The 25,533-nt window shown below is 72.3% G+C and carries 19 protein-coding genes; 11 read left to right on the top strand and 8 right to left on the bottom strand.

The annotated features are described in order from the left end of the window. Positions 1-3: 3 nt before the first annotated feature. A complete protein-coding gene (locus CP977_RS32185; RefSeq protein ID WP_152371340.1) occupies positions 4-1,104 on the top strand; it encodes an SRPBCC family protein in 1,101 nt (366 codons plus the stop codon). Between the two features lie 72 nt (positions 1,105-1,176). On the opposite strand, the gene CP977_RS32180 is transcribed toward CP977_RS32185, so the two are convergent. The 4 genes from CP977_RS32180 to CP977_RS32165 all read right to left on the bottom strand — a co-directional run bounded on the left by CP977_RS32180 (position 1,177) and on the right by CP977_RS32165 (position 6,653). Continuing rightward, the gene (locus tag CP977_RS32180; RefSeq protein ID WP_062760046.1) at positions 1,177-2,388 is read right to left on the bottom strand and encodes a S8 family peptidase; all 1,212 of its coding nucleotides are present in this window, start codon (positions 2,386-2,388) and stop codon (positions 1,177-1,179) included. 327 nt (positions 2,389-2,715) lie between these two features. Further along, positions 2,716-4,989 carry a catalase gene (locus tag CP977_RS32175; RefSeq protein WP_152371339.1) on the bottom strand — a complete coding sequence of 758 codons (2,274 nt, stop codon included), beginning with the start codon at positions 4,987-4,989 and terminating at the stop codon, positions 2,716-2,718. Positions 4,990-5,235: 246 nt separating this feature from the next. After that, positions 5,236-5,523, bottom strand: a complete 288-nt coding sequence (locus CP977_RS32170; RefSeq protein ID WP_062760044.1) for a hypothetical protein — start codon at positions 5,521-5,523, stop codon at positions 5,236-5,238. Positions 5,524-5,567: 44 nt separating this feature from the next. Next, positions 5,568-6,653: an NAD-dependent epimerase/dehydratase family protein gene (locus tag CP977_RS32165; protein ID WP_062760043.1), complete on the bottom strand. Its 1,086-nt coding sequence runs from the start codon at positions 6,651-6,653 to the stop codon at positions 5,568-5,570. Between the two features lie 311 nt (positions 6,654-6,964). Here CP977_RS32165 and CP977_RS32160 point away from each other — a divergent pair, with 311 nt between their 5' ends. Next, positions 6,965-7,852: a bile acid:sodium symporter family protein gene (locus CP977_RS32160; RefSeq protein WP_152371338.1), complete on the top strand. Its 888-nt coding sequence runs from the start codon at positions 6,965-6,967 to the stop codon at positions 7,850-7,852. 211 nt (positions 7,853-8,063) lie between these two features. On the opposite strand, the gene CP977_RS32155 is transcribed toward CP977_RS32160, so the two are convergent. Both CP977_RS32155 and CP977_RS32150 read right to left on the bottom strand, forming a co-directional pair. Then, positions 8,064-9,032, bottom strand: coding sequence for an NAD(P)H-quinone oxidoreductase (locus tag CP977_RS32155; RefSeq protein ID WP_152371337.1), 969 nt, complete (start codon positions 9,030-9,032; stop codon positions 8,064-8,066). 295 nt (positions 9,033-9,327) lie between these two features. Next, positions 9,328-11,550 carry an MMPL family transporter gene (locus CP977_RS32150; protein WP_167309015.1) on the bottom strand — a complete coding sequence of 741 codons (2,223 nt, stop codon included), beginning with the start codon at positions 11,548-11,550 and terminating at the stop codon, positions 9,328-9,330. Positions 11,551-11,704: 154 nt separating this feature from the next. Here CP977_RS32150 and CP977_RS32145 point away from each other — a divergent pair, with 154 nt between their 5' ends. Next, on the top strand, positions 11,705-12,274 hold the full coding sequence (locus CP977_RS32145; RefSeq protein WP_152371336.1) for a TetR/AcrR family transcriptional regulator: 570 nt from the start codon (positions 11,705-11,707) through the stop codon (positions 12,272-12,274). A 37-nt stretch (positions 12,275-12,311) separates the two neighbouring features. Here the strand turns inward: CP977_RS32145 and CP977_RS32140 are convergent, their stop codons facing one another. Next, positions 12,312-13,238: a LysR family transcriptional regulator gene (locus tag CP977_RS32140; protein WP_062760039.1), complete on the bottom strand. Its 927-nt coding sequence runs from the start codon at positions 13,236-13,238 to the stop codon at positions 12,312-12,314. A gap of 116 nt (positions 13,239-13,354) precedes the next feature. On the opposite strand from CP977_RS32140, the gene CP977_RS32135 reads away from it, so the two are divergent. The 4 genes from CP977_RS32135 to CP977_RS32120 all read left to right on the top strand — a co-directional run bounded on the left by CP977_RS32135 (position 13,355) and on the right by CP977_RS32120 (position 19,805). Beyond that, positions 13,355-14,833 carry an aldehyde dehydrogenase family protein gene (locus tag CP977_RS32135; RefSeq protein ID WP_152371335.1) on the top strand — a complete coding sequence of 493 codons (1,479 nt, stop codon included), beginning with the start codon at positions 13,355-13,357 and terminating at the stop codon, positions 14,831-14,833. Beyond that, positions 14,830-16,371 carry an amino acid permease gene (locus CP977_RS32130; RefSeq protein WP_152371334.1) on the top strand — a complete coding sequence of 514 codons (1,542 nt, stop codon included), beginning with the start codon at positions 14,830-14,832 and terminating at the stop codon, positions 16,369-16,371. Before CP977_RS32135 ends, CP977_RS32130 begins: the two co-directional genes overlap by 4 nt. Next, complete coding sequence (locus CP977_RS32125) at positions 16,368-17,735, top strand: D-arabinono-1,4-lactone oxidase (RefSeq protein WP_152371333.1); 1,368 nt, start codon at positions 16,368-16,370, stop codon at positions 17,733-17,735. The genes CP977_RS32130 and CP977_RS32125 overlap by 4 nt, the downstream gene beginning before the upstream one ends. Before the next feature lie 69 nt (positions 17,736-17,804). Beyond that, the gene (locus CP977_RS32120) at positions 17,805-19,805 is read left to right on the top strand and encodes a neutral/alkaline ceramidase (RefSeq protein WP_152371698.1); all 2,001 of its coding nucleotides are present in this window, start codon (positions 17,805-17,807) and stop codon (positions 19,803-19,805) included. A gap of 27 nt (positions 19,806-19,832) precedes the next feature. On the opposite strand, the gene CP977_RS32115 is transcribed toward CP977_RS32120, so the two are convergent. Next, positions 19,833-20,459: a TetR/AcrR family transcriptional regulator gene (locus tag CP977_RS32115; protein WP_062760033.1), complete on the bottom strand. Its 627-nt coding sequence runs from the start codon at positions 20,457-20,459 to the stop codon at positions 19,833-19,835. A 212-nt stretch (positions 20,460-20,671) separates the two neighbouring features. Between CP977_RS32115 and CP977_RS32110 the strand changes: the two genes are divergently transcribed. The 4 genes from CP977_RS32110 to CP977_RS32095 are packed head-to-tail and all read left to right on the top strand — an operon-like array spanning position 20,672 to position 25,518. Next, a complete protein-coding gene (locus CP977_RS32110) occupies positions 20,672-22,345 on the top strand; it encodes a class I adenylate-forming enzyme family protein (protein ID WP_152371332.1) in 1,674 nt (557 codons plus the stop codon). A gap of 4 nt (positions 22,346-22,349) precedes the next feature. After that, entirely contained in the window at positions 22,350-23,132 is a 783-nt protein-coding gene (locus CP977_RS32105; RefSeq protein WP_109184741.1) for an SDR family oxidoreductase, read from the top strand. A 47-nt stretch (positions 23,133-23,179) separates the two neighbouring features. Further along, positions 23,180-24,418, top strand: a complete 1,239-nt coding sequence (locus tag CP977_RS32100) for an acyl-CoA dehydrogenase family protein (RefSeq protein ID WP_152371331.1) — start codon at positions 23,180-23,182, stop codon at positions 24,416-24,418. Next, positions 24,418-25,518, top strand: coding sequence for a phosphotransferase family protein (locus tag CP977_RS32095; protein WP_062760030.1), 1,101 nt, complete (start codon positions 24,418-24,420; stop codon positions 25,516-25,518). Before CP977_RS32100 ends, CP977_RS32095 begins: the two co-directional genes overlap by 1 nt. Positions 25,519-25,533: the final 15 nt, after the last annotated feature.

Raw genomic sequence — 25,533 nt, 5'->3', positions numbered from 1 at the left:
GTCATGGCACCCGAAAACCGCACCTCCGCCAAGGAGTCGGGATCCGGACTGGACCGGCTGCTCGGCGAAGTCGGCGACTACCTCTCCGCCCAGACCGGCCAACTGGCCGAGAAGGCCACGGACAAGCTGGGGGACGTCACCGACCGGCTCCAGGACGTGGCCGACAACGGCGGCAGCCTCGCGGACATCGGCGGGCGCATGCTCCAGGGGGACTCCCCCGTCAAGGCGATGGTGGGCCACACGTTCGGCGGCCTGAAGGACAAGGTCACCGATACCGCGTCGAACCTGTTCGGCGGCAAGGGGAAGGGCAAACGGAAGAGCGGGACCCAGAAGATCACCAGCATCGTCGAGACGGTCGACGTGGGCGCCCCGCTCCGGAGGGTGTATGACCACTGGACCCAGTACGAGGACTTCAGCGGCTTCATGAAGGGCGTGCGCAACGTCTCCCAGGGCGACGAGACCTCCAGCGACTGGAAGGTCAAGGTGGGCCCCTCCACCCGCAGTTGGAAGGCTACCGTCCAGGAGCAGGTGCCGGACGAGCGCATCGTCTGGACCTCGGACGGGGCCAAGGGATCGACCCGGGGCTGTGTCAGCTTCCACGAGCTGGGCCCGTCGCTCACCCGGGTCCTGATCACCGTCGAGTACTACCCCTCCGGCTTCTTCGAGAAGACGGGCAACCTCTGGCGCGCCCAGGGCCGTCGGCTACGGCTCGACGTGAAGCACTTCCGCCGGCACGTCGCCCTCACCGACGACGAGCCCGAGGGCTGGCGCGGCGAGATCCGTGACGGCGAGGTGGTCCGCACGCACGAGGACGCCCTGGAGGAGGAGCAGCAGGAACAGGAACAGGAAGAGGAAGAGGGGGACGAGGAGGGGGAGCCCGAGGACCGGTACGAGGAGGACGAGGAGGACGAGGAGGACGGCCCCGAGGAACCCGGGGAAGGGGACGAGGAGGAGTACGAGGACGAGGACGAGGAGTCGGATCCCGGCGAGGAGTACGCCGAGGACTACGAGGACGAAGGGGCGGAAGGAGACGAGGAAGAAGGGGAGGACGAAGAGGACGAGGAGGACCGCGAGCCCGCCGGCCGGGGGCGGCGCGGGCGCTGACCCCATGACCCGAACGGGCCCGCCGCGCCCTCCTGGGAGAGGGCGCGGCGGGCCGTCGTCGGGCGGGTGGGGCTACTCCACGATCTTCAGGAGCTTGTTGGCGGTGCCGGGCGAGGCGTTGCCGATCTTGTCGGCGGTCGCGCCGCCGACCAGCGCCTCGGCGACCTGGGCCGGGGTGGCGTCGGGGTGGCCGCCGAGGTAGACGGCGGCGGCGCCGACGACGTGCGGGGTGGCCATGGACGTGCCGGAGATGGTCTTGGTGCCGGTGTCGCTGTCGTTCCAGGCGGAGGTGATGTCCGAGCCGGGGGCGTAGATGTCCACGACGGAGCCGAAGTTGGAGAAGCTGGACTGCCGGTCGTCCTTGGTGGAGGAGGCGACGGTGATCGCCTCGGGCACGCGGGACGGGGAGCCCTGGCCGGCGTCGGAGGACTCGTTGCCGGCGGCCACGCCGAAGGTGACGCCGGCGGCTATGGCCTTCTTGACGGCCTCGTCGAGGGCCGGGTCGGCGCTGCCGCCGAGGCTCATGTTGGCGACGGACGGGCCCTGGTGGTTCTCGGTGACCCAGTCGATGCCGGCGATGACCTGCTCGGTGGTGCCGGAGCCGTTGTCGTCGAGGACGCGGACGGCCACGATCTTCGCCTTCTTGGCGACGCCGTGGGCGGTTCCGGCGATGGTGCCGGCGACGTGGGTGCCGTGGCCGTTGCCGTCCTGGGCGGTGTCGTCGTTGTCGATCGCGTCGAAGCCGTCGGTGGCGCGGCCGCCGAAGTCGCTGTGGCTGACGCGGACGCCGGTGTCGATGACGTACGCGGTGACGCCCTCGCCCGCGGCGTCGGGGTAGGTGTACTTCCGGTCCCCGGCGGTGTCCGTCTGGTCGACCCGGTCCAGGCCCCAGGAGGGCGGGTTGTCCTGGGTCTCGTTGATGGTGAAGGTGCGGTTCTGGACGACCTTGGCGACGGCCGGGTCGGCGGCGAGGCGCTTGGCCTCGGTCTCGGTGAGCTCGTTGACGGAGAATCCGTTGACCTGGGAGTCGTAGCTGCGGCGCAGCGTGCCGCCGTACTCCTTCGCCAGCTCGGTCTTGCCCGCCTTGTCGGTCTTCTCGTCGAGCAGCACGACGTAGCTGCCCGCCACGGCGTTCTCCGCGCCGAGGCCGTGGACGGTTCCCTCGGCGGGGGTGGGGGCCGCGCCGGCGAACGGGCCGGCGGCGACGGTCACTCCGGCCGCCGCGGCGATCGCGGTCGCGACGGCGACGATCCTGAACTTGCGGACACGCTTGTGAGTTGCCATGAAAGAAGGCTCTCCTCGTCAGGATTTGTGGGGGGTTGGGCCCCCGGAAGGAAACTCTCCGGCGGCTCGCTCGAAACCCTGACCGATTGACGAGTGCAAATCAACGGGCCTTCACAGAGCTATGACTTTCTCAACAAGGTTTCTTAAAAAGTGAAGGGACAAGTCACCGCAACTCACCCACGGGGATCGCCGCTTCCCTGCCGGTGTGCGGCAACGGACCTTTCCGGGAAGGACGTTGGCGGTACGGAGCCGCTAATTCGCCCCGTACACACGGGTGTGCCCGCCGTCCGGGACGGCGGGCACACGTGTGGCGCGTACGGGAGCGGGTCAGAGCGCGGCGGGGAAGCGGTCCCAGACCCGGTGCTTGGCCAGGAGCGGGGTCAGGCCGGACAGGACCGCCTCACCGCTGTCGGCGAGGATCACGCCGGGGGCGCCGGTGGGCACCGAGGCCGCCGCCAGGACGGTCTCCGCGCCCGCCCAGCCGCCGATGGCCTTGGCGTGCCGGAACGCCTCGGAGACCAGCATCGCGAGGCGCGGGTCCACGGCGGCGCCCCCCTGGCCCGGTTCGCCGGCCTTGGCGTCGCGGGCCCCCTGGGCGTCGGCGCCCGGGGCGGGGGTGCCGGCGAGGACGAGGGCGTCGAACTCGATGGAGCGCGCGGTGGCGAAGGTGCGCTGGACGGTGATCGCGTCGGCGCCGTCGCCGAGCTTCCCGCCCGCGGGCGCGACGACCAGCGGCACCATGCCCGCGTCGAGCACCGCCCGGCGCAGGGCGCGGACGCCGTCGGCGTCGGCGGTGCCGTCGGTGACGATGCCGACGATCCGCCCGTCGGCGGGCCATTCCCCGCCGACCTGGGAGAGCGCGGGGCTGGGCCGCACGTCCGCGAGCGGCTGGGTGGCCTCGGGGGCGGGCAGGCCGAGTCCCGCGGCGACCTGGGCGCACAGCTCGGGGTCGATGTTGGCCAGGGCGAGGAGCTGGCGCTCCTTGACGGCCTGCTCGTAGCACTTGCCGAGTTCGAAGGTGTACGCGGCGACGATGTGCTCGCGCTCGACCGGGGTCATGCTCAGCCAGAACAGGCGCGCCTGGCTGAAGTGGTCGGCGAAGGAGGCGGGCGCCTCGCGGACCTTGCGCGCGGCCGGGAGCTCGACGGGCACCTCGACGAAGGCGCCGGTGTCCGCTCCCGCGAAGAACGGGCAGCCGCCGTCCAGCGAGTTCGGCTTGTAGGGCGCGACGCCGGTGTGCACGGCCTGCTGGTGGAAGCCGTCGCGGAGCATGTCGTTGACGGGGGCGTGCGGCCGGTTGATCGGGATCTGGTTGAAGTTGGGCCCGGCCAGACGCGTGATCTGGGTGTCCAGGTAGGAGAAGAGGCGCCCGGCGAGAAGCGGGTCGTCGGTGACGTCGATGCCGGGGACCAGGTGGCCGACGTGGAAGGCGACCTGCTCGGTCTCGGCGAAGAAGTTGGACGGGTTGCGGTTGAGGGTGAGCAGGCCGATCGGCCGGACCGGGGCCAGCTCCTCGGGGACGATCTTCGTCGGGTCGAGCAGGTCGATGCCCTCGAAGGTCTGCTCCGGGGTGTCGGGGAAGGTCTGGATGCCCAGCTCCCACTGCGGGTAGGCACCCGCCTCGATGGCGTCGGCGAGGTCCCGGCGGTGGAAGTCGGGGTCCACTCCGCCCGTGATCTGGGCCTCCTCCCAGACCTGGGAGTGCACGCCCAGCTTGGGCTTCCAGTGGAACTTCACCAGGGTCGTGGCGCCCTCGGCGTTGACGAGCCGGAAGGTGTGGACGCCGAAGCCCTCCATCGTCCGGTAGGAGCGGGGGATGCCCCGGTCGGACATGTTCCACATGGCGTGGTGCTGGGCCTCGGTGTGGAGCGACACGAAGTCCCAGAAGGTGTCGTGGGCGCTCTGGGCCTGCGGGATCTCCCGGTCCGGGTGGGGCTTGCCCGCGTGGATGACGTCGGGGAACTTGATGGCGTCCTGGATGAAGAAGACCGGGATGTTGTTCCCGACGAGGTCGAAGACGCCCTCCTCGGTGTAGAACTTCGTCGCGAAGCCCCGGGTGTCGCGGACCGTGTCGGCCGAGCCGCGCGAGCCGAGCACGGTCGAGAAGCGGACGAAGACCGGGGTCTCGGCGTCGGCGGCGAGGAAGGCCGCCTTCGTCACGCCCGCCGCCGTGCCGTACGACTGGAAGACGCCGTGCGCGCCGGCACCGCGGGCGTGGACCACGCGCTCCGGGATGCGCTCGTGGTCGAAGTGCATGATCTTCTCGCGCAGGTGGTGGTCCTGGAGCAGGACCGGCCCGCGGGGGCCCGCCTTGAGCGAGTGGTCGGTGTCGTACAGCCGGGTGCCCTGCGCGGTGGTCAGGTACGCGCCGCTCTGGGCCACCCGCGCCTGGTCCGCTCCGGTCGGCTGACCGGTGGGGCTCACCGTCTCCGGACCGGTCTGGTCCGGCTTCGGCGGCAGCGGCCCGTGCGGCTCGGTCGGCTCCTCGACCGTCACCGGCCCCGAGGAGGGGGCCCCGGGCACGCCCTCGGCGGGCCCGTTCTCCCGGAACGGCTCGGTCAGCTTGTCGACGGCGGCTTTGAGGGGGTTCTCGTGGGACATCGTCTCTCCGAGGTCGGGACAGGGGACTCCATAGCCATGACCGGTCACCGGGGCGCCGTAACGAACGGGCCGCCGATCTCCGCCCAACGGAACAACGCCGGTCGCGCCGGCGTACCGGCGGTCGCTCGGACGCGACCCCTCCGGTGGCCGGGCACGGACGGGCCCGTCGGGTACGAGCGGAGGCCCCGGTGGCGTCACCCGCGGGGAAGGGAACCGCAGGTGACGACCCGTACGGGAGCCGCTCGCTCACCGGCCGCCTGCCCCCTCGTCCGCGCCCCACACCTGCTTTCCGGCCCCGCGTCCGAAGTCTTTCCGGACTCCCGGGCGGCAGCGGGTGGACCAGTCGCCAGCCGGCGCCAGTCGTGCTCCGTCGGCCCGCGTGACGACGAGCCCGTCCCTCCCGAGGGCGATGCGGTCGCCGGCGGCCAGGAAGAGCGGGCTCGCCGGTTCGAAGGCGTATCCGTCGTCGGTCTCGAAGTCGTTCACCAGGACCGACCGGGAGATCGGCGTGGTTCCGTCGGCTGTCAGGCGCATGCCGAAAGGGTGCCACGCGGCCCGGGGCCGGACCGGACGGTTTCTCAGGAGCGCGGTTTCGGTGCTTCGGCCCGGATGAGCTGGTCGAGCATCTCTTCCATGGAGTGCTGCGCGGGTCGGTAGCGCACGCCGAGGAGCTTCCGGCTCTTGGTGGTGTCGCCCCGCAGCGCGAAGCCGATGTTGCGTCGCAGGTAGCCGCGTTCGAGTCCGGCCGCCGGCGCGAAGGCGACGGCGAGGGGTTTCGGCACGGCCCGGCGCGGCAGCGGGTACCGCGTTCCGTAGGCGGGCAGGAGCCTGCGGGCGAGATCGACGATGTCCGTGCTCTCGGCCACGACGAGGTGGCGCCCCCGGGCCTCCGGGAGGAACGCGGCCGCCAGGTGCGCGTAGGCGACCTCGCGCACGTCGACGACCGCGACGGCGACGCGGGGTGCTCCGAAGCGGGCCTCGCCGCCGATCATCTGCCGCAGGATGGTGAAGCTCTCGCTGGTCGGGTCGGCGTTCAGGGCCGGGCCGATCACGAGGCCCGGGTTGACGGTGACGAGGCGCCAGCGGTCCTGCGCCTCCGCGATGCGCCACGCCTCCTTCTCGGCCAGGGTCTTGGAGAAGCTGTACGGCTCGCGGGTCAGGGACGAGGTCGTGTTCCAGCTCTCCTCCGTCAGGGTCCGGCCGGGGACGCGGAGGATGTCGGAGGCGTCCCCGATCATCGCGGCGACGGAGCTGGTGAGCACCACGCGTTCGACGGTCTCGACGTCGTTCGCGGTGCGCAGCACGTTGCGGGTGCCGTGCACGGCCGGGTCGACGAGGTCGCGCCGGGGGTCCCGTACGGTACGGGTGAAGGGCGAGGCGGTGTGGACGACGATCCGGCACCCCCGCATGGCTTCCCGGTAGGAGCCCTCGCGCATCAGGTCCGAGGCGAACAGGCGCAGGGTGCCGGGCGAGGCGTCGGCGGCCTCCGCGAGGTGCCGCACCTTGGCGGTGTCGCCGGGGTCGCGGACGGCCGCGTGGACGGTGGCTCCCGCGTCGAGCAGGGCCTTCACGATCCAGCCCGCGACGTATCCGGTGGCGCCGGTGACCAGGATCGGCGCGCTCGTGTCGACGGGCAGGTCACCGAGGTCGACCTGGAGGTCCATGGGTTTCCTTTCCTCCGCGGCGGCCGCGGAAGGGGGGGCGGAGTCGGCCGGTCGGCCGCGGCGTGCGAGGGGTTGGGCGGGGACGGCGGAAGCCGGTCCCGGACGCGAAGGGTCCGCGGGTGGCGTGCCGGTGGCGTCACGTCACCGAGCGGCACCCCGAGCAATGTTGACAGTGCTCACGTCGGCACCTACTGTGCGCGGTGCAGCGGGCACTCGGACCTGCCGGACACGCGGGTGTCACACGGGTGTCGTACAGCTGTCACTCCGGACCTCCCTTCGCGCCACCATCGCCCTTGGAGACGAAGCCGCGCATGGACACTCCTCTCGCCACCGTATTCCTCCCCCTCGCCCTCGCCGTCATCATGTTCGGACTGGGCCTGTCGCTGACCCTCGACGACTTCCGCCGGGTACGACGCCACCCCCGTGCCGTCGTCGTGGCGATGGTCTGCGAACTCCTGCTGCTGCCCGTCGTGTGCCTGGGGCTGGTCCTCGCCTTCGGCCTCTCCCCCGTGCTCGCCGTCGGCATGCTGCTGCTGGCCGCCTCGCCCGGCGGGACGACGGCGAACCTCTTCAGCCACCTCTTCGGCGGCGACGTGGCGCTGAACGTCACGCTCACCGCGGTCAACGCGGTGCTGGCCATCGTGACGCTGCCGATCATCACCAATTTCGCCCTGTGGTACTTCGAGCCGGACATCGGCCCCGACGGGATGGGGCTGCAGTTCGGCAAGGTGCTGCAGGTCTTCGCCCTGGTGATCGTGCCGGTGGTGATCGGCCTGGCGGTGCGGAGCCGTTCGGAGGCGTTCGCACGGCGCATGGACCGCCCGGTGCGGCAGCTGTCGGTCGTCGTCCTCGTCGCCGTGATCATCGGCGCGCTGGTGGCCGAGCGGGAGAACATAGTCGGCTACCTCCTGGACGTGGGCCCCGCGGCGCTGGCCTTCTGCGTGGCGAGCCTCACGATCGGGTACTTCGCGCCGCGCCTGCTCAAGCTCGACAAGCGGCAGTCGATCGCCTGCTCGATGGAGATCGGCGTGCACAACAGCGCCGTCGCCATGACCCTGGCGATCAGCGTGCTCGGCAGCGTCGGCCTGGCGGTGCCCGCCGCCGTCTACGGGGTCCTCATGTATCCCGTCGCGGCGCTCGCGGGGGTCCTGATGACCCGGGGCTCGCGGACCGCCGAGGAGCCCGCGCCGGCGGTCTGACGGGACCGCCGCCCGCCGGGGCGCGCCACCGGGAAGGCCGGCGATCGGCCGCCTCTCCCGGTGGGACCGTCCTGTCGGGCACGGCTCCGTCGGGAGAGGCGGAATGCCGCGCGCCGCAACGGGCGCCCGTACCGCCGGGCCGAGCGTCACGGGGTGCTCGCGTGCCGCGTCGAGCGACGCGGGGCGGCCCTTCGGGCGCACGCCCGTCCCGTCACGCGTTCTCGTCGTTCACGAGCAGGATCTTGCCGAGGTGGCCGCCCGCTTCCATGAGGCGGTGGCCCTCGGCGGCCTCGGCCATGGGCACGGTCCGTTCGACGATCAGCTGCACGGCGCCGCTCTCGATCATGGGCCAGACGTTCTTCCGGACCTCGGCCACGACCTCGGCCTTGTACTCCTTGGAACGGGTCCGCAGGGTGGTGCCGTGCACGGAGGCCCGCTTGAAGACGATCTCGGCGAGGTTCAGCTGCCCCTCGAGCCCCTTCTGCAGGCCGATGACGACCAGCCGTCCGTCGGCCGCCAGGGAGCGGACGTTGCGCTCCAGGTAGTCGCCGCCGACGACGTCGAGGATCACGTCGTAGGGGCCGTGCTCGGTGAAGTCCTCGGTGCGGTAGTCGATCGCCGTGTCGGCCCCCAGCTCCCGGGCGCGCTCGGCCTTCTCCGGGCCGCCGACCGTCGTGACGACCCGGGCGCCCAGGGCCTTGGCGACCTGGATCGCCATCGTGCCGACACCGCCGGCGCCGCCGTGCACCAGGAGCGTCTCGCCCGCCTTCAGGCCCGCGGTCATGACGAGGTTGGACCAGACGGTGGCGGTGATCTCGGGCAGGCCCGCCGCCTCCACCAGGTCGATCCCCTTCGGGACCGGCAGGAGCTGTCCGGCGGGGACGGCCACCTTCTGCGCGTACCCTCCGCCGGTCAGCAGGGCGCAGACCTCGTCGCCCACCTGCCAGCCGGTGACCCCCTCGCCGATGGCGCCGACGCGGCCGGAGACCTCGAGGCCCGGGTACGGCGACCAGCCGGGCTGCAGCGGGTAGAGCCCCCAGCGCTGCATGACGTCCGCCCGGTTCAGCGCGCTGGCCACCACGTCCACGACCACCTCGCCGGCGGCGGGCGTCGGGTCCTCGACCTCGATCCACTCCAGGACCTCGGGACCGCCGTGCTCCTTGATCGACACAGCCTTCATGACAACTCCGTTCCCAACAGATGGTTTCAACCGGTGCGAAAAGCTCTCGTGGGTTCTCCGGGACTCGACACCGGGCAGGAAGACCCATGCCCGCCTTCGTCCGCATACATCCGAGAGCCGAATGTTTACAACACATACATTACGCCCAGGAGTATGCAGTGTCAACATTCGAGGGGCGGTCACGCCGCCGAAACGACTCCGCACCCCCCGCGGCGCGCGGGAGGTGCGGGGCGGGATCCGGGGCCGTCGACGCCCCCCACGGACGTCGGCGGCCCCGGAGTTCGGTGCGGGCCGTTCAGACCCGGGCGGCGGGCTCGCGGCGCGGGGCCTCCTCCTCGGCCTCCGGGTCCGCGGCGCGCCCGGCGGGGGCGGGCAGGCGCGCGCCCTCGATGTCGACGTCCGGGAGGAGCCGGTCGAGCCAACGGGGCATGCTCCAGGCGCGCCGTCCGAGCAGGGCCATGGCGGCGGGCACGAGCGTCATGCGGACCACGAAGGCGTCGATGAACACGCCGAAGGCGAGGGAGAACCCGATGGCCTTGACGATCGGGTCCTCGTTGAAGACGAATCCGCCGAAGACCGCGACCATGATCAGCGCGGCGGCCACGATGACGCGTGCGCTGCTGGAGACGCCCCGGGCGATCGCCTCGGCCGGATCCTTGCTGTGCTCGTAGTGTTCGCGCATGCGGCTGACGAGGAAGACCTCGTAGTCCATGGCCAGGCCGAACAGCACGCCGGTGAGCAGGATCGGGAGGAAGCTGGTGACGGGGCCGACCGCCGCCACGTCGAGCAGGCCGTTCAGATGCCCCTCCTGGAAGACCCAGACCGAGGCTCCCAGGCTCGCGCCGACCGAGAGCAGGAATCCGAGCGCCGCCTTGAGGGGCACGAGGACCGACCGGAAGGCGATGGCCAGCAGGACGAGGGCGAGGAGGACGATGACGCCGATGAACAGGGGCAGTGCGTCGCCGAGCTTGTCGGCGACGTCGATGGCCATGGCCGTCTGCCCGGTGACGTAGAGGGTGCCGCCCGCGTCGGCGATCTCGGGCGCCTTGTCGCGCATGCGGTGGACCAGGTCGGTGGTGGCTTCCGCGTCGGGGCTCGACTTCGGCATCACGGCCATGACCACGACGCCGCCGGAGGGGCCGGCCACCGGGGGTGAGACGGCGGCCACGTTCTTGTCGGCGACCAGCGCGCCGCGCAGCTGCGTCACGGTGCCCTGCCGCTCGTTCTGCGGGATGCCCTCGGTGTCCACCACGGTGATGAGGGTGGCGTTGAAGCCGGGGCCGAAGCCCTCGGTGAGCAGGTCGAAGCTCTTGTGCTGGGTGCTGCTCTCGGGCTGGGAGGCGTAGCTGGGCAGGCCGAGGCGCAGGTCCTTGGCCGGCAGGGCGAGGGCCAGCAGGCCCAGGACGCCGGCGACCAGGACGACGGCCGGTGTACGGGTGACGCCGCGGACCCAGGCCAGACCCCAGGAGCCGGGGGTCCGGTTCGCGCGCTTGCTCTTCCGCCGGGGGTGGCGCGGGCGCATCCGCTCGCCGAACACGCCGAGTACGGCCGGGAGCAGGCTGATGGCGACCAGGACGGCGATCAGTACGGTCACGGCGCCGGCCAGGCCCATGATCGTGAGGAACGGGATGCCCGTGATGGCCAGGGCGGCGAGGGCGATGACGACGGTGGCGCCGGCGAAGACGACCGCGCTGCCGGCCGTGGCGGTGGCGCGGGCGACCGACTCCTCCCAGTCGGTGTCGGGGTCGGCGAGCTGCTCGCGGTGGCGGGAGATGACGAACAGCGCGTAGTCGATGCCGACCGCCAGGCCGATCATCAGGGCCAGTACGGTCGCGGTGCCCGTCATCTCCACGAAGCCGGAGACGAACATGGTGCCGAGCACGCCGACGGCGACGCCCAGGAGCGCGGTCAGCAGGGGGAGTCCGGCCGCGACGACGGAGCCGAGGGTGACGGCGAGGACCACGAAGGCGATGACGACGCCGACCAGTTCGGCCGGGCCCCCCGCCTCGGTCTGCGGGAGCATGGCGGAGCCGCCCAGCTCGACCTGCATCCCGGCGTCGCGGAGGGGCTCGACGGCGGTGGCGAGTTCCTCCTTGGCCTCCTCCGTCACCTCGGGGGCCTCGTTCTGGAACCGGACGTCGGCGTAGGCGATGGTCCGGTCGGACGACACCGCGCCGACCTCGGTCGGCCGGGTGACGTCGATGACGCCCTCCACGGTGGCCGCCTCGCGCAGGACGCCGTCGAGCGCCTTCCGCTGCTCCGGGTCCGTGACGGTCCTCCCCTCGGGGGCGGCGACCACGATGCGCACGACACCGCCGGCGGCGGGCGGGAACTTCTCCTTGAGGAGGTCCTGCGCCTCCTGCGCTTCGACGCCGGGAATCGTGAACTGCGTGGACGTCTTTCCGTTCAGGGTCGCCCCCAGCCCACCGACGACGGCGAGCAGGAGTATCCAGGTCGCGATCACCCAGCGGCGGCGGCGAACCATCCAGCGCGCCCAGGCGTACAGGCGTGAGGCCATCGAAGCATTCCTAACCGGTCGAGACCCTGAGGGAAGGGGCGTCAGGGGACGGAAACGTGGTGGAGGGGTCAGGGCGGGCACCTCCACCACGTTCTGCACAGTAACGCATTTTTGCATTCGACTGTAAATTAGCTACCGGTGGTAAGATGCACGCATGACGGGTGACAGCCTCAGGGAGCGCGGCAAGGCACGGCGCAGGGAAGCGATCCTCACGGCGGCGTACGAGCTGTTCGCCGAGCGGGGCTTCGACGCCACGAGCATCGCCGACATCGCCGAGGCGGCCGAGGTCTCGCCGCGTACGGTCACGCTGTACTTCCCGACCAAGCTCGAACTGGCGATGGAGCACTTCAACGTGTTCGTCGACCGGCTCGCCGCGGCCCTGCACGCCAGGCCCCCGGGACAGGGGATCCTCGACACCGTGGAGCAGTGGCTGCGCGAACAGGCGGGCTCCCGCGACAGGTTCGACGAGCTCTACGACCAGATGCTCCAGGCGAACCCCCAGCTCAAGGGGCTCTGCCGGGGCCGCCTGACCGATGTCGTCCAGGACGGCGCCCGGCTCCTCGCCGAGGAGCGGGGCTGGCGTCCGGACGCCTTCGCGCCGCGCATCCTGGCGGCCACGGTGGCGAGCGTGATCAGCGAGCTGACGCACCAGTCGGAGCCGGGCGACCTGGAGACCGCGATGACCTTCATCCGTGCCGCGGCCGCCACCCTGCGGACCGACTGATCCGGCGCCCGGGGAGGCCCCGGGCCCGCCCCCGCGTTCAGTCGGCCCCGGGAAGCCCCCGGATCGTGCGGAGGATTCCCGTCTCGCGGTCCCGGACCGCCTCCGCTGCGGCCACGAACGAGGCGACGAGCGGATGCGACCGGTCGGGGCGATGGGCCACGGCGACGACCGAGCCGGGGTGGTCGACGATCGTGACGAACCGGACCCCGGGGTGGGGCGAGTAGCGGCGCGCCGCCGCCGGCGTGATGCTGCAGGCCATCCCGGCGGCGACGACCTCCACCTCCTCGCTCTGCGAGTGCGTCTCCACGAGGTTCCGCGCGCGCCTGCCCCCGCGGTGTCCGGCCAGGGTCCAGAAGTCCCGCCACACGACGTCGTCCGTCAGGCCGATGGCGATCGGCTCGTCGAGGAGGTCCGCGACGCGGACGTGGTCGCGGCGGCTCAGGGGGTGCCCCGTGCTCACCGCGACGACGCAGGGCTCGGTGAACAGCGGCACGGTCGCGAGGCCGTGGGTGGTGCTGGGCAGCCGGATGAACGCGACGTCGGTGCCGCCCCCGGTCAGACCGGCCGAGGGGTCGGCGAAGCCGAACTCGTGGAGCTCGACCCGGGCGTCGGGGCGGCGCCGGGTGAACTCGGCCAGGATGTGCGTGGTCAGTTCGAGCGCGGCGCCGACGATGAAGCCCACCCTCAGGGTGGTCCGCTCCCCCTGCCCCACGCGCCGCGCTTCGGTCACGCCCCGGTCGAAGCGCTCCAGGACCTCGCGGGCGGCGGTCAGGAACACCTCCCCCGCGGGGGTGAGCTCCACCCTGCGGGAGGTGCGGCGCAGCAGCGGCGTCCCGAGTTCGGCCTCCAGTTGGGAGATCTGCCTGCTCAGCGACTGCTGGGCGACGAAGAGCCGCGCCGCGGCCCGGGTGAAGTGCAGCTCCTCGGCCAGCGCGACGAAGGAGCGCAGTCTGCGCAGATTCATATCCACAACCCCGGGATTGTAGATCCCGCCGAGATTGGTGTTTCACCTCACACCCGGCCCGCCGCCACCATGAGCCATCCGCGATGACCCACACGCGATGAGCCAAGGGGAGAGCGATGTCCCACACCACACCCGTCGGCCCCGACCACAGCCCGGGCCGCACCTCGGACGACGCCGAGGCCATCGTCGCACTGCGTACCGCGTTCGCCGCACAGCGGGCGGCCGCACGCCGGGACCCCGCGCCGGGGCCCGACCGGCGGCGGCAGGACCTGGCGGCACTGGCCGGAGTGATCACCGCGTACCGCCGGCGGATCCGGGAGGCGCTGTCGGCGGACTTCGCCGTGCATCCCGAGGGGTTCGCCGACCTGGTCGAGGTCCTGGGCGTGGCGGGACGGGCCGCCTTCGCCGCCGAGCACCTGGAGGAGTGGATGGCGCCGGAGCCCCGCCCCGCGGGTCCTGGCCTCCTGGGGACCGCCCGGATCGACGTGGTCCACCAGCCCAAGGGCGTCATCGGCCTGATCTCGCCCTGGAACTTCCCCTTCGACCTCTCGCTCGGCCCCCTCGCCGACATGCTGGCCGCGGGGAACCGGGTGATCGTCAAGCCCTCGGAGTACACCCCCGCGTGTTCGGCCCTGCTGCGCGAGATGGTGGCCGAGGCCTTCGACCCGGAGCGGGTCACCGTCGTCACCGGCGGCCTGGAGCTGGCGCGGGAGTTCCCGACCCTGCCCTGGGACCACCTGCTGTACACCGGGAACCCCGAGGTCGGGCGGCTGGTCGCCCGCGCGGCCGCCGAGAACCTGGTGCCGACCACGCTCGAACTCGGCGGCAAGTGCCCCGCGATCGTCCACGGCGACAGCGTCACCGCGGAGACCGTCGCGCAGATCGTCGGGACGAAGCTGGTCAAGAACGGGCAGATGTGCGTCAGCGTCGACTACTGCCTGGTGCCCCGGCAGGACACGGCCCGGTTCGTCGACCTGGTGCGGGCCCACATGCGCGAGCGGGTGCCGGGCTTCGCCGCCTCGTCCGACTGTACGGGCATCATCACCGAGCGCCATCTGAAGCGTCTCCAGGGCCTGTTGGAGGAGGCGAGGGCGCGAGGCGTGGAGGTGGTGGAGGTGGACGGTTCCGGCACGGACGCGGCCACCCGCCGGATGCCGCTGACGCTGGTGGTCGACCCGCCCGACGACCTCGCCCTGATGCGCGAGGAGATCTTCGGACCGATCCTGCCGGTGAAGTCCCACGACGGGATCGAGGACGCCGTCTCCTACGTCAACCGGGGTGAACGGCCCCTGGGCCTCTACGTCTTCGCGCAGGACGGCGAGGTCGCGGAGCGGGTCCTGGCCACCACCGTCTCCGGCGGGGCGTGCGTCAACACCTGCGCCGTGCAGAGTGCCGTACCGGCCCTCGGGTTCGGCGGGATCGGCCACAGCGGCCACGGCCGGCACCACGGGGTGGACGGCTTCCGGGAGTTCTCCAACCCGCGCGGCGTCGTCAGGCGCGGCCGGGACGACCTGATCGACGTGATGTTCCCGCCCTACGGGGACGCGCTCGACGGGGTCGTCGGCTCCGTGCTCGGTGCCGCGGGTGCCGAATGAGCGGGCCCGGGGAGACGAGCGGGCCCGAGGAGCGGAAGCGGCTCGCCGAGGACGAGCGGACGGTCGGCGAGTTCGGGTACCGGCAGGAGCTGAGCCGGTCGCTGAGCTGGTTCTCGCTGTTCTCCGTCTCGTTCTCCATCATGTCCATCGCCACCGGCGTCTTCCTCAACTTCACCTTCGGGATGACCCACCTGGGGCCGGTCAGCATCTGGATCTGGCCGATGGTGGGCGTCGGGCAGCTCCTCGTGGCCCTGGTGATCTCCGAACTGGGGACCCGGATACCGCTGGCGGGCGCCGGCTACCAGTGGGGCGCGCGGCTGATCGGACCCGGCTACGGCTGGTTCATCGGCGCGCTGGGCATCCTGTACGCCGCCGTCGGCGTGCCCGGCATCGTCTACCTCGCGGTCGCCCCCCTCACCGAGTACGTCCTCGGCATCGACGGCGCCTCGCCGCGCATGAGCCTGTTCATCGCGCTGCTGGTGCTCACGGTCGCGTACCTCGTCAACATCGTCAGCGTGCAGCTGGCCGCCCGGATCAACAACGTGGCCGTGCTGGCGGAGATCCTCGGCACGGTCGTCCTGGCCCTGCTGCTGTTCTTCCTCTGGGTCGCGGGGACCGAGGAGTCGGACCACGGCATCGGCTACCTCACCGAGCACCACCTTCCGCCCGGCCACTCGTACGGGTACGCGATCGCGCTGGCGTCCCTGGTCGGCGTCTACACGCTGGCCGGGTTCGAGGCCGCGGCCGACGTGGCCGAGGAGGCCGTCGACGCCAAGCGCTCCGTGCCCCGGGCGATCCTCGGCAGCGTCGTGGTCTCGGTGGTCCTGGGCATGCTGGTGCTGATCGGCTTCACCGTGGCCGTCCCGAGCGACGAGGTGCTGGCGGCCGGGGGCCTGCCCGCCGTCTTCCAGTACTGGCTCGGCGAAGGGCTCTCGCGGACCTTCGTGGGCGTGGTCGTGTTCGCGATGTTCGCGCTGATGGTGGTCTCCGCCGCCGTCATCGCACGTCTGCTCTTCGCGATGGCCCGCGACAACGTGCTGCCCGGTTCCGCGCTCCTGAGGCGGGTCAACCCCACGACGAAGACGCCGGTCCCGGCGCTGCTCACGGGGTACGTGCTCAACGTCGCGGTCCTGCTCTTCGGCCACAACAGCTCCAACGCCTTCGGCACGCTCGTCGGCGCCACGGCGGTGCTGCCGTACCTCGTCTACCTGCTGATCGTGGTCGCCTACGGCTACCGGAGGCGGAGGCTGGAGGCGATCGACGGGGCGTTCGACCTGGGCCGGTTCGCGGGCCCCGTGTTCGGTGCCTCCCTCGTCTACCTCGTCGCCGTCCTCCTGACCCTGACGCTGCCGGACGAGTTCCGCAGCGCGAACCACTACGTGCTCGGCGGACTGGCCCTCGCGGCGGTGTGGTGGCTGGTCGGCCTGCGCCCCCGGCTCGCCCGGGGCAGCGCCGGAGCACCGGTCCTCGGCGGGCCCGCACCGCTCCCCGACGGCCCGCTCCCCGACGCCCCGAAGAGCAAGGAGAACAAGGCATGAGGAAGAGGAATCCCCCGGCGGGCGCCTGGACCAACTGGGCCGGCGACGAATCCTGCGCACCCCACCGGGCCCTGCGGCCGGGCTCCGTGGAGGAGGTCGCCGAGGCGACCGGGCGGGCGGCCTCGGAGGGCCGGACCGTCCGCGTCGTCGGAGCCGGCCACTCCTTCAACGACCAGGTCTGCACCGACGGCCTGCTGCTGAACCTGGACCGGATCGGCGGCCTGCGGCACGTCGACGCCGAGGCGGGGCTCGTCACGGTCGGCGCGGGCACCCGGCTGGCCGATCTGAACCTCCAGCTCGCGCGCCACGGCCTCGCCCTGCCCAACCTCGGGGACATCGACCGGCAGAGCATCGCCGGCGCCATGTCCACCGGCACCCACGGAACGGGCCGGAAGCTGGGCAACCTCGCCACGCAGATCGAGGCCCTCGACCTCGTCCTGGCCGACGGCACCACGCTGACCTGCACCGAGGACGATCCCGAGGTCCTGCGGGCGGCCCGGGTGAGCCTCGGGGCGCTCGGCGTGATCACCGGCTACACCCTGCGCGTCGTCCCGGCCTTCGCGCTGCGCGCCGAGGCCGGGACGATGCCGCTCGCCCGGACGCTCGACCGCCTGGACGAACTCGTGGACGGGAACGACCACTTCGAGTTCTTCCTGTTCCCCCACGCGGGCAACGCGCTGGTGAAGCTGAACAACCGCACCGACGAGCCCGTCCGGCCTCCGCGCGAACTGGCGAGGAGGATCTCCGAGTTCGCCGAGAACGGCGTCTTCGAGGCGGCGTGCCGGGCGGGCCGCCGCTTCCCGTCCCGGATCCCGGCCCTGAACCGGGCCGTCACCCGGCTGATGACCCCCTCGGAGTACGTCGACCTGAGCCACCGGGTCTTCGCCAGCAGGCGTTCGGTCCGGTTCACGGAGATGGAGTGGGCCGTGCCGCGCGCCGCGTGCGCCGAGGTCCTCCGGGAGATCCTGCGGATGATCGACCGCGAGCGCCTGGACGTGGGGTTCCCGATCGAGGTGCGGTTCGTGGCCCCGGACGAGCTGTCCCACCTCAGTCCGGCGTACGGGCGCGAGACCGCGTACCTCGCCGTCCACATGTACCGGGGCATGCCGTGGGAGGCGTACTTCCGCGGGGTCCAGGACATCGCCCTGGCCTTCGGGGGCCGCCCGCACTGGGGCAAGCGGCACCTCGTGGAGGCGGACGAACTGGCCGCCCGCTACCCCGCGTGGGACCGGTTCCAGGCGGTCCGCGCGCGGCTCGACCCGCGGGGCACCTTCACCAACGCCCACCTGCGCCGGGTGCTCGGCCCCGTCGGGGTCCCCGGCACCACCGTCGCCGCCGGCGGCCCGGCCCCGAAGGAGCGGTAGGACGTGCTCCGTACGAAGGCAGGACACGTGGAAACACCGGCGTTCACGCGCAGACAAGGGCTCCAGCTGATGGCCGCGGCCGCCGGCGGCCTGGCGGTCGGCACCGGCCGGGCCGCCGCGGCGGACGCACCGGCCCCCTACCCGTACCTGGTCGGCCGCGGGATCGCCGACGTCACCGGGGCCGCGGCCGAGAGCGGCATGATGGGCTACTCGAAGCCCGACCAGCAGACCAGCGGCATCCACCAGCGGCTGCGGGCACGGGCGTTCGTCGTCGCCGACCCCGCGAGCGGCAACCGCGTCGCCTGGTGCTGCGCCGACCAGGGCATCCTCCCGTTCGCGGTCTTCCGAGCGGTGCTGGCCCGGCTGGCCACCGCGTACGGCACGGTCTACACCGAGCAGAACGTCTCGCTCAGCGCGACCCACACCCACGCGGGGCCGGGCGGGTGCAGCCACGACCTCGCGTACAACCTGGGGACGCTCGGCTTCCAGCGGCAGAACTTCGACGCCGTGGTCTCCGGCATCACCGAGGCGATCGGCGCGGCCCACGCCGATCTCAGGCCCGGCACCCTCACCCTCGGCCGCGGCGAGCTGACCGACGCGAGCGTCAACCGTTCGCGCGCCGCCTTCGAGCTCAACCCGCAGGCGGACAAGGACGTCTACCCCCTGGGCATCGACCCCGTGATGACCGTGCTGCGCTTCCGGCAGGGGGCCGCCGACGTCGGCGCGATCAGCTGGTTCCCCACCCACGGCACCTCGATGACCAACGGCAACACGCTCATCAGCGGCGACAACAAGGGCTACGCCTCCTACGTCTGGGAGCATGACACCGCCGGGGTCCGCCACCTCGACGCCGCTCCCGGCTTCGTGGCCGCCTTCCCGCAGACCAACGCCGGCGACATGTCGCCCAACCTCAATCTCAGCCCCGGATCGGGCCCCACCGAGGACGAGTTCGAGAACACCCGGATCATCGGCCTGCGCCAGAGCACCGCCGCGCAGCGGATCCACGCCTCCGCCACCATCCCGGTCAGCGGCGGCGTCGACTCCCGGCTGCGGTACGTCGACATGTCGCGGGTCCGGGTCGACGGCCGGTACACGCCCGACGGCCTGGTACACCACACCAGTTCGGGCGTCATCGGCCTGTCCACGCTCGCCGGCAGCACCGAGGACGGGCCCGGCGTCCCGGGCCTGTTCGAGGGCACGCCGTCCCCGCTCGCGCCGCTGCTCGAACGCGTCGACGCCGCGGTCCCCGCGTGGCTCGCCGCCGAGCAGTCGCCCAAGACCTCGGTCGTGCCCGGCGGGCTCCTCGGGGCGACGCCCGACGTCCTCCCGCTGCAACTGGTGAAGATCGGCCGGCTGCATCTGATCGGCGGCCCCGCCGAGTACACCGTCGTCGCCGGACTGCGCATCCGCCGCGCCGTGGCCGAGGAGCTGGGCGTCCCGCTGGAGGACGTCCTGATGCAGGGCTACACCAACGGGTACGGCCAGTACGTCACCACGCCCGAGGAGTACGACGGCCAGCAGTACGAGGGCGCTTCCACCCTGTTCGGCCGGTACACCGCGCCCGCGTACCAGCAGGAGTTCGCGAAGCTGGCCGCCTCGCTGCGCGACGGCACCGCCCTCGCGCCGGGTGACCCGCCGTCCGTGTCCGCGCTCGGCACGCTGAACGTCCAGCCCGGCGTCGTCCTGGACAGTCCCGGTCTCTCACGCTCCTACGGGCAGGTGCTCACCGACGCGGCGGCCGGCTACGGGCCGGGCGGACGGGTGACGGTCGTCTTCGTCACCGGGCACCCCAAGAACGACCTGCGCCGCGGCGGGACCTTCCTGGAGGTGCAGCGGCTGCGGGGCCGGGACTGGGTGCGCCACCTCGACGACGGCGACTGGCGGACCACGTACCGCTGGCGGCGCACCGCCGTCCTGACCGGGGAGTCCACCGCGACGATCACCTGGGACATCGCGCCCGACACTCCACCGGGGACATACCGGATCGTCCACCACGGCGACGCGAAGAACGGGCTGACGGGGAGGGTCGTCCCGTTCACGGGCGTCTCGCGCGCCTTCACCGTCTCCTGAGAAGCCGCCCGTCCGCCGTCCGGTCCCTCAGGGCCGGGCGGCCGTCGGCGCGCCCGTGGTCATGCGGGTCATGACGCGGTACCGCTCCGCGAGTTCCTGCGGGGAGTGCTCGCCCCCGGCCCGGTACCACTGCGAGACGCCCGTGCACATGGTGACGATCGCCCTGGCGGTCTCGCGCGGGTACGGGGTCGTGAACTCCCCCCGCGCGACGCCGTCCTCGATGACGCGGTCCATCAGCCGCTGCTGGCGGTCGCGGGCGGCGATGTAGGTGGTGCGGGCCTCCCCGGTGAGGCTGCGGATCTCGCTGTAGGCGATGAAGGCGAGGTCGCGCTGGTACGCGTGGAAGAGCACCAGGCACTCCACGAGCAGGTCCAGCCTCCGCGGCACGTCGTCTCCGGCCTCCTCCAGGGCCGCGGTGCTGCGGCGCCACAGGTCTTCCATGGCGTGGGAGACGATCGCGACGAGCAGCGCCTGCTTCGAGGCGTAGTGGTAGTACAGGCCCGGCACGGAGAGCTCCGCCCGGGAGGCCACCGTCCTGATGGTGGTCCCGTGGTAGCCGTGCTCCATGAAGCAGGCCAGCGCGGTCCGGAGGATGGGCGGCAGTCCGCTGCCCGAGTAGGCCCTCCACGCCACTCCGGCATCGGTCTCGGTCACGGCACTCCCCTCGCCCCGGATCTTCGTCGCGTCGGCACGTCAGTATGCAGCGTCGCCGGTCGGCGGCGACAGCAGACCCCTTGACACGGCGCTCCCGTCGCCACAATCCTTCACCGAGCGAGCGCTCGGTAACCTCACTTTCAGCCACCGTGGACCGAGCGAGCGCTCGGTAATCATCGGCCCGCGCGCGACGCGGGCAGGAGGGACGAGACATGACGGTTCCCGAAGATCCCCCGGCGGGCTCCCCGCTCACCGCCGACGTTCCGGCGGAGGCGGCGGTCGTCCACGACTCCCTCGTGGCCGCCTGGAAGGACCGCGTGGCGAAGAACCCGGACGCCACGGCACTGCGCTACTTCGACGGCGCCCTGTCCGCGCGGGAGGTCGACTCCGCGACGGACGCCCTCGCCGCCGCGTTCGAGGCGCGCGGGACCGGCCGCGGCGACCGCGTCGGGGTCTACTTGCAGAACGTCCCGCAGTACGCGCTGGTGATGCTGGCCCTGTGGAAGCTGGGCGCCACGGTGCTGGGGCTCAACCCGATGTACCGGCGGCAGGAGCTGCGCCGGATCGTCGACGACGCCGGGGCGGTGGGGGTCGTCTGCGCGGACACCGACGTCGAGGAGACGCTCGGCACCCTGGCGGGGAGCACGGTCCGGTGGCTGGTCAGCACCTCGGCGCTCGACTACCAGTGCCGCGACGACGCGCGGGTCTTCGCCACGACCGATCGCCCCGCCCCCGCGCCGGACGGCGACCTCGTGGCGCTGGTCGAGGAGTTCGCCGGCCGCCGCCCCTCCCCCGTGCGGCCGACCCGCGACGACCTCGCGTTCCTGACGTACACCTCGGGGACGACCGGGCCGCCCAAGGGCGCCATGAACACCCACGGCAACGTCCTCGGCGTGGTGGCGACCTGCGCGGAGTGGACGGGGCTCACCGATGGGGACGTCGTGTTCGCCATGGCCCCGCTGTTCCACATCACCGGGGCCGTGGTCAACGCGACGCTCTCCCTGCTCACCGACACCACGCTCGTCCTGACGGGCCGGTTCCACCCCGAGGTCGCCCTGGAGGCGTTCGCCGCGCACGGGGTGACCTTCACGATCGGCTCCATCACCGCGTACAACGCGATCCACGAGCTTCCGCACGCCGGGCCCGAGCACTTCGCCTCGGTGAAGGCCCTGTACTCCGGGGGCGCGCCGATCCCGCCGGCGACCGTCGAGCGGTTCCGGGAGCGGTTCGGCGTCTACCTCCACAACGGCTACGGGATGACCGAGACGACGTCCGCCGTCATCGCCGTGCCCGCCGGGCGCAGGGCGCCGGTCCACCCGCCGAGCGGGACGCTCTCCGTCGGGATGCCGCTGCCGGGCCTCACCGCGCGGGTCGTGGACCTCCACGGCCGGCCGGTTCCCCCCGGGGAGCAGGGCGAGCTGGAGCTGAGCGGGCCGCAGGTGGTGCCCGGGTACTGGGAGAACCCCGAGGCCACCGAGCGGACGATGCCCGGCGGCCGGCTCCGCACCGGCGACGTCGCCGTGATCGACGAGGAGGGCTGGGTCTACCTGGTGGACCGGCTCAAGGACCAGATCAACGTGTCCGGCTACAAGGTCTGGCCGCGCGAGGTCGAGGACGCGCTGTACGAGCACCCCTCGGTCCTGGAGGCCGCCGTCATCGGGGAGCCGGACGAGTACCGCGGCGAGGTCGTCGTCGCCTACGTCTCCCTCAAGACGGGCGCGGACGCCACCCGGGACGAGCTGATCGCGTTCTCCCGCGACCGCCTGGCCGCCTACAAGTGCCCCCGGCGGATCCACTTCGTCGCCGACCTGCCCAAGACCCAGAGCGGCAAGATCCGGCGCGCCGAACTCCGCGGCACCGGTCCCGCCTCCCCTTCGAAGGACTGATCCAGTGAGCAGCAACCACACCGCCCGGGACCGTTTCCGGGGCCGTACCGCCGTCGTGACCGGTGCCAGCCGGGGCATCGGACTGGCCGTCGCCGAGCTGCTCGTGTCCGAGGGGGCGCGGGTCTGTCTCACCGCGCGCAAGGCCGGTCCGCTCGAAGAGGCGGCGGCCGCCCTCCCCCCGGGCAGCGTCGTCACCGTCGCCGGCCGGGCGGACGACCCCGAGCACCGGCGCGAGGTCTTCGACACCGTCGCCCGCGCGTTCGGCGGGCTCGACGTCCTCGTGAACAACGCGGGCATCAACCCGGCCTACGGCCCCCTCACCGAGCTGGACCTCGACGTCGCCCGCAAGGTGCTCGACGTCAACGTCCTCGCCACCCTCGCCTGGGTCCAGGACGCGGTGGCCCACCCGGACCTGGACTTCGCCGAGCGCGGCGGGAGCGTCGTCAACCTCTCCTCCGTGACCGGTGAGACCCCGGCGCCCGGCATCGGGCTCTACGGGGTGAGCAAGGCCGCCGTGTCCCATCTGACCAGGACGCTGGCCGTCGAGCTCGGCCCGGCGATCCGCGTCAACGCCGTGGCGCCGGCCGTGGTGAAGACCCGGTTCGCCGAGGCCCTCTACGAGGGCAAGGAGGACGAGGTCGCCGGGGGCTACCCCATGAAACGGCTCGGCCTGCCCGCCGACATCGCCTCGGCCGTGGCCTACCTGGCCTCGGACCAGGCCTCCTGGGTCACCGGGCACGTCCTCACCGTCGACGGCGGTCTGACGGTCGCCGGCGGCACCGCGTGAAAACCGCACCCGGATCCGCACCCGCACCCGCACCCGAAAGGACCGTCATGACCTCCAGTGATCTCCCTCCCGAGGTGGAGGAGCTGCGGCAGCGCACGCGCCGGTTCGTACGCGAGATCGTCGTCGACGAGGAGCCCGCGCCGGGCGAACGCCTCGACCAGGTCACGCGCGACCGCCTGCAGGCGGCGGCGAAGGAGGCCGGTGTCTTCGCACCGCACGTGCCGAAGGAGTACGGCGGACAGGGACTGTCCCTACGCCACTGGTCACCGGTCCTCCAGGAGGCCGGCTACTCGCCGATCGGCCCCTCCGCGCTCAACTGCATGGCCCCCGACGAGGGGAACATGCACATGCTCAACCTGATCGCGACCGAGGAGCAGAAGAAGCGCTATCTCGCGCCTCTGGCGGCGGGGGACGTCCGATCGTGCTTCGGCATGACCGAGCCCCATCCGGGGGCCGGCTCCGACCCGGCGGCGCTGCGGACCCGGGCCGTGCGCGCCGGCGGCGGCTGGGTCCTCGACGGACACAAGCGGTTCACCAGCGGTGCCGTCGGCGCCGGGTTCTGCATCGTGATGGCCCGCACGCCGGCCGTGGACGGCTCCCCGGAGGGAGCCACCATGTTCCTGGTCGACATGGACAACCCCGGCATCCGGATCGGCGAGCCGATCCACACCGTCGACCGCGCCATCGACGGCGGCCACCCGCACCTGTACCTGGAGAACTGCTTCGTCCCCGACGACGCGGTCCTCGGCGAGGTCGGACTCGGATTCCGCTACGCGCAGGTACGGCTCGGCCCCGCGCGTCTCACCCACTGCATGCGGTGGCTGGGCCTGGCCCGGCGGGCGCACGACATCGCCCTCGACCGGGCCGCGAAGAGGGAACTGTTCGGCGGTCCGATCGACTCGCTCGGCCTGGCGCAGCACCTCATCGCCGAGTCCGTGATCGACATCGAGACGTCCGACGCGATCATCACCAAGACCGCCACGCTGCTGCACAGCGACCCCAAGGCGGGATCCGCGATGTCCTCGGTCGCGAAGGTGCACTGCTCGGAGGCGATCTTCCGGGTGATCGACCGCGCGATCCAGATCTGCGGCGGGGACGGGGTCTCCGACGGGCTGCCGCTGGCGCAGTACCTCAACGAGGTGCGCCCGTTCCGCATCTACGACGGCTCCAACGAGACCCACCGGTGGGCCATCGCCCGCCGGGCCTCGGCCGGCCGCAGCGCCGCGGTCCGGGCCGGGGAGCAGTACCAGGGCGACGCCGTCGTCGGCCGGGACGGAGGCGCGTGATGCACACCGTCCCCGACGGAGTGGAAGTCGTCGCGAGCAGGGACCGGGCCCGGCACCTCGACATCCCCCCGCTCCTGGTCCTCGACGCGGTGACCGGCTTCCTCGACGCGCACGGCATCGGCAGCGGCCCGCTCGCGTGGCGACGCATCGGCGACGGCCACTCCAACATCACCTATCTGATCGAGCGCGGCGGCGACCGCGTCGTCCTCCGGCGGGGTCCGCGCCCGCCGCTGCCGAAGTCGACGCACGACATGGTGCGCGAGGCCCGCATCCAGAAGGCCCTGCGCGGGCACGGGGTGCCGGTGCCCGAGATCGTCGCCGTCTGCGAGGACGAGTCGCTGCTCGGCGTGCCGTTCTACCTCATGTCCCACCTCGACGGGACGGTCGTCACCGACGCGATCCCGGCCCACCTCTCCTCGCGCGAACAGCGCGGCGCGACCGGCGAGGCGGTCGTCGACGCCCTGGTCGCCCTGCACGGCATCGACGTGACCGAGGGGGAGCTCGCCTCCCTGGGCTCCCCCGACGGTTACCTCCGCCGCCAGGTCGACCGCTTCAGCGGGCTGTGGGAGGCCAACGCCTCGCGCGCTCTGCCCGCGGTGGAGCGGATCGCGGACTGGCTCGGCCGCAACCTGCCGGCGAGCCAGGGGGCCTCGGTGGTCCACGGCGACTACCGCATGGGCAACCTCATGTTCGCCCCGCAGGCCCCGGCCAGGGTCCTCGCGATCCTCGACTGGGAGATGGCCACGCTCGGCGACCCACTGGCGGACCTGGGCTATCTGACCGCCACGTACTCCGAGGCGGGGGCGCCCACCACTCCCCTGGAGCTGACGCCGGTGACCCGGGCGCCCGGCTACCCCACCAGGGTTCAGCTCGCGGACCGTTACCGGTCCCGCACGGGCCTCGACCTCACGCCGCTGCCCTGGTACCAGACCCTCGCGCTGTGGAAGGCCGCCATCTTCTGCGAGGCGATCTACACCCGCTGGCAGCGCGGCGAGCGCCCGCACGACACGGACTTCGGCCCGTCCCTCGAAGCGGGCGTCCCCCGGCTGCTGACCGCGGCGGCCCAGTACGCCGGTCTGATCTCGACCCCCCGCGCCTGACGCCCGACGGCGTCC

The organism is Streptomyces cinereoruber (assembly GCF_009299385.1).
Taxonomy (GTDB): Bacteria; Actinomycetota; Actinomycetes; order Streptomycetales; family Streptomycetaceae; genus Streptomyces; species Streptomyces bikiniensis.
The sequence above is the reverse complement of the archived record's forward strand: the minus strand, read 5'-3'. Positions and strand labels throughout refer to the sequence as shown.

Excerpts from the sequence above, each read along its gene's own strand:
- CP977_RS32155 (WP_152371337.1), bottom strand. The coding sequence starts at position 9,032 with ATGAAGGCTGTGTCGATCAAGGAGCACGGCGGTCCCGAGGTCCTGGAG.
- CP977_RS32100 (WP_152371331.1), top strand. The coding sequence starts at position 23,180 with ATGACCTCCAGTGATCTCCCTCCCGAGGTGGAGGAGCTGCGGCAGCGC.
- CP977_RS32120 (WP_152371698.1), top strand. The coding sequence starts at position 17,805 with ATGGCCGCGGCCGCCGGCGGCCTGGCGGTCGGCACCGGCCGGGCCGCC.
- CP977_RS32170 (WP_062760044.1), bottom strand. The coding sequence starts at position 5,523 with ATGCGCCTGACAGCCGACGGAACCACGCCGATCTCCCGGTCGGTCCTG.
- CP977_RS32150 (WP_167309015.1), bottom strand. The coding sequence starts at position 11,550 with ATGGCCTCACGCCTGTACGCCTGGGCGCGCTGGATGGTTCGCCGCCGC.
- CP977_RS32140 (WP_062760039.1), bottom strand. The coding sequence starts at position 13,238 with ATGAATCTGCGCAGACTGCGCTCCTTCGTCGCGCTGGCCGAGGAGCTG.
- CP977_RS32095 (WP_062760030.1), top strand. The coding sequence starts at position 24,418 with ATGCACACCGTCCCCGACGGAGTGGAAGTCGTCGCGAGCAGGGACCGG.
- CP977_RS32145 (WP_152371336.1), top strand. The coding sequence starts at position 11,705 with ATGACGGGTGACAGCCTCAGGGAGCGCGGCAAGGCACGGCGCAGGGAA.
- CP977_RS32125 (WP_152371333.1), top strand. The coding sequence starts at position 16,368 with ATGAGGAAGAGGAATCCCCCGGCGGGCGCCTGGACCAACTGGGCCGGC.
- CP977_RS32110 (WP_152371332.1), top strand. The coding sequence starts at position 20,672 with ATGACGGTTCCCGAAGATCCCCCGGCGGGCTCCCCGCTCACCGCCGAC.
- CP977_RS32160 (WP_152371338.1), top strand. The coding sequence starts at position 6,965 with ATGGACACTCCTCTCGCCACCGTATTCCTCCCCCTCGCCCTCGCCGTC.
- CP977_RS32185 (WP_152371340.1), top strand. The coding sequence starts at position 4 with ATGGCACCCGAAAACCGCACCTCCGCCAAGGAGTCGGGATCCGGACTG.
- CP977_RS32180 (WP_062760046.1), bottom strand. The coding sequence starts at position 2,388 with ATGGCAACTCACAAGCGTGTCCGCAAGTTCAGGATCGTCGCCGTCGCG.
- CP977_RS32165 (WP_062760043.1), bottom strand. The coding sequence starts at position 6,653 with ATGGACCTCCAGGTCGACCTCGGTGACCTGCCCGTCGACACGAGCGCG.
- CP977_RS32130 (WP_152371334.1), top strand. The coding sequence starts at position 14,830 with ATGAGCGGGCCCGGGGAGACGAGCGGGCCCGAGGAGCGGAAGCGGCTC.
- CP977_RS32175 (WP_152371339.1), bottom strand. The coding sequence starts at position 4,989 with ATGTCCCACGAGAACCCCCTCAAAGCCGCCGTCGACAAGCTGACCGAG.
- CP977_RS32135 (WP_152371335.1), top strand. The coding sequence starts at position 13,355 with ATGTCCCACACCACACCCGTCGGCCCCGACCACAGCCCGGGCCGCACC.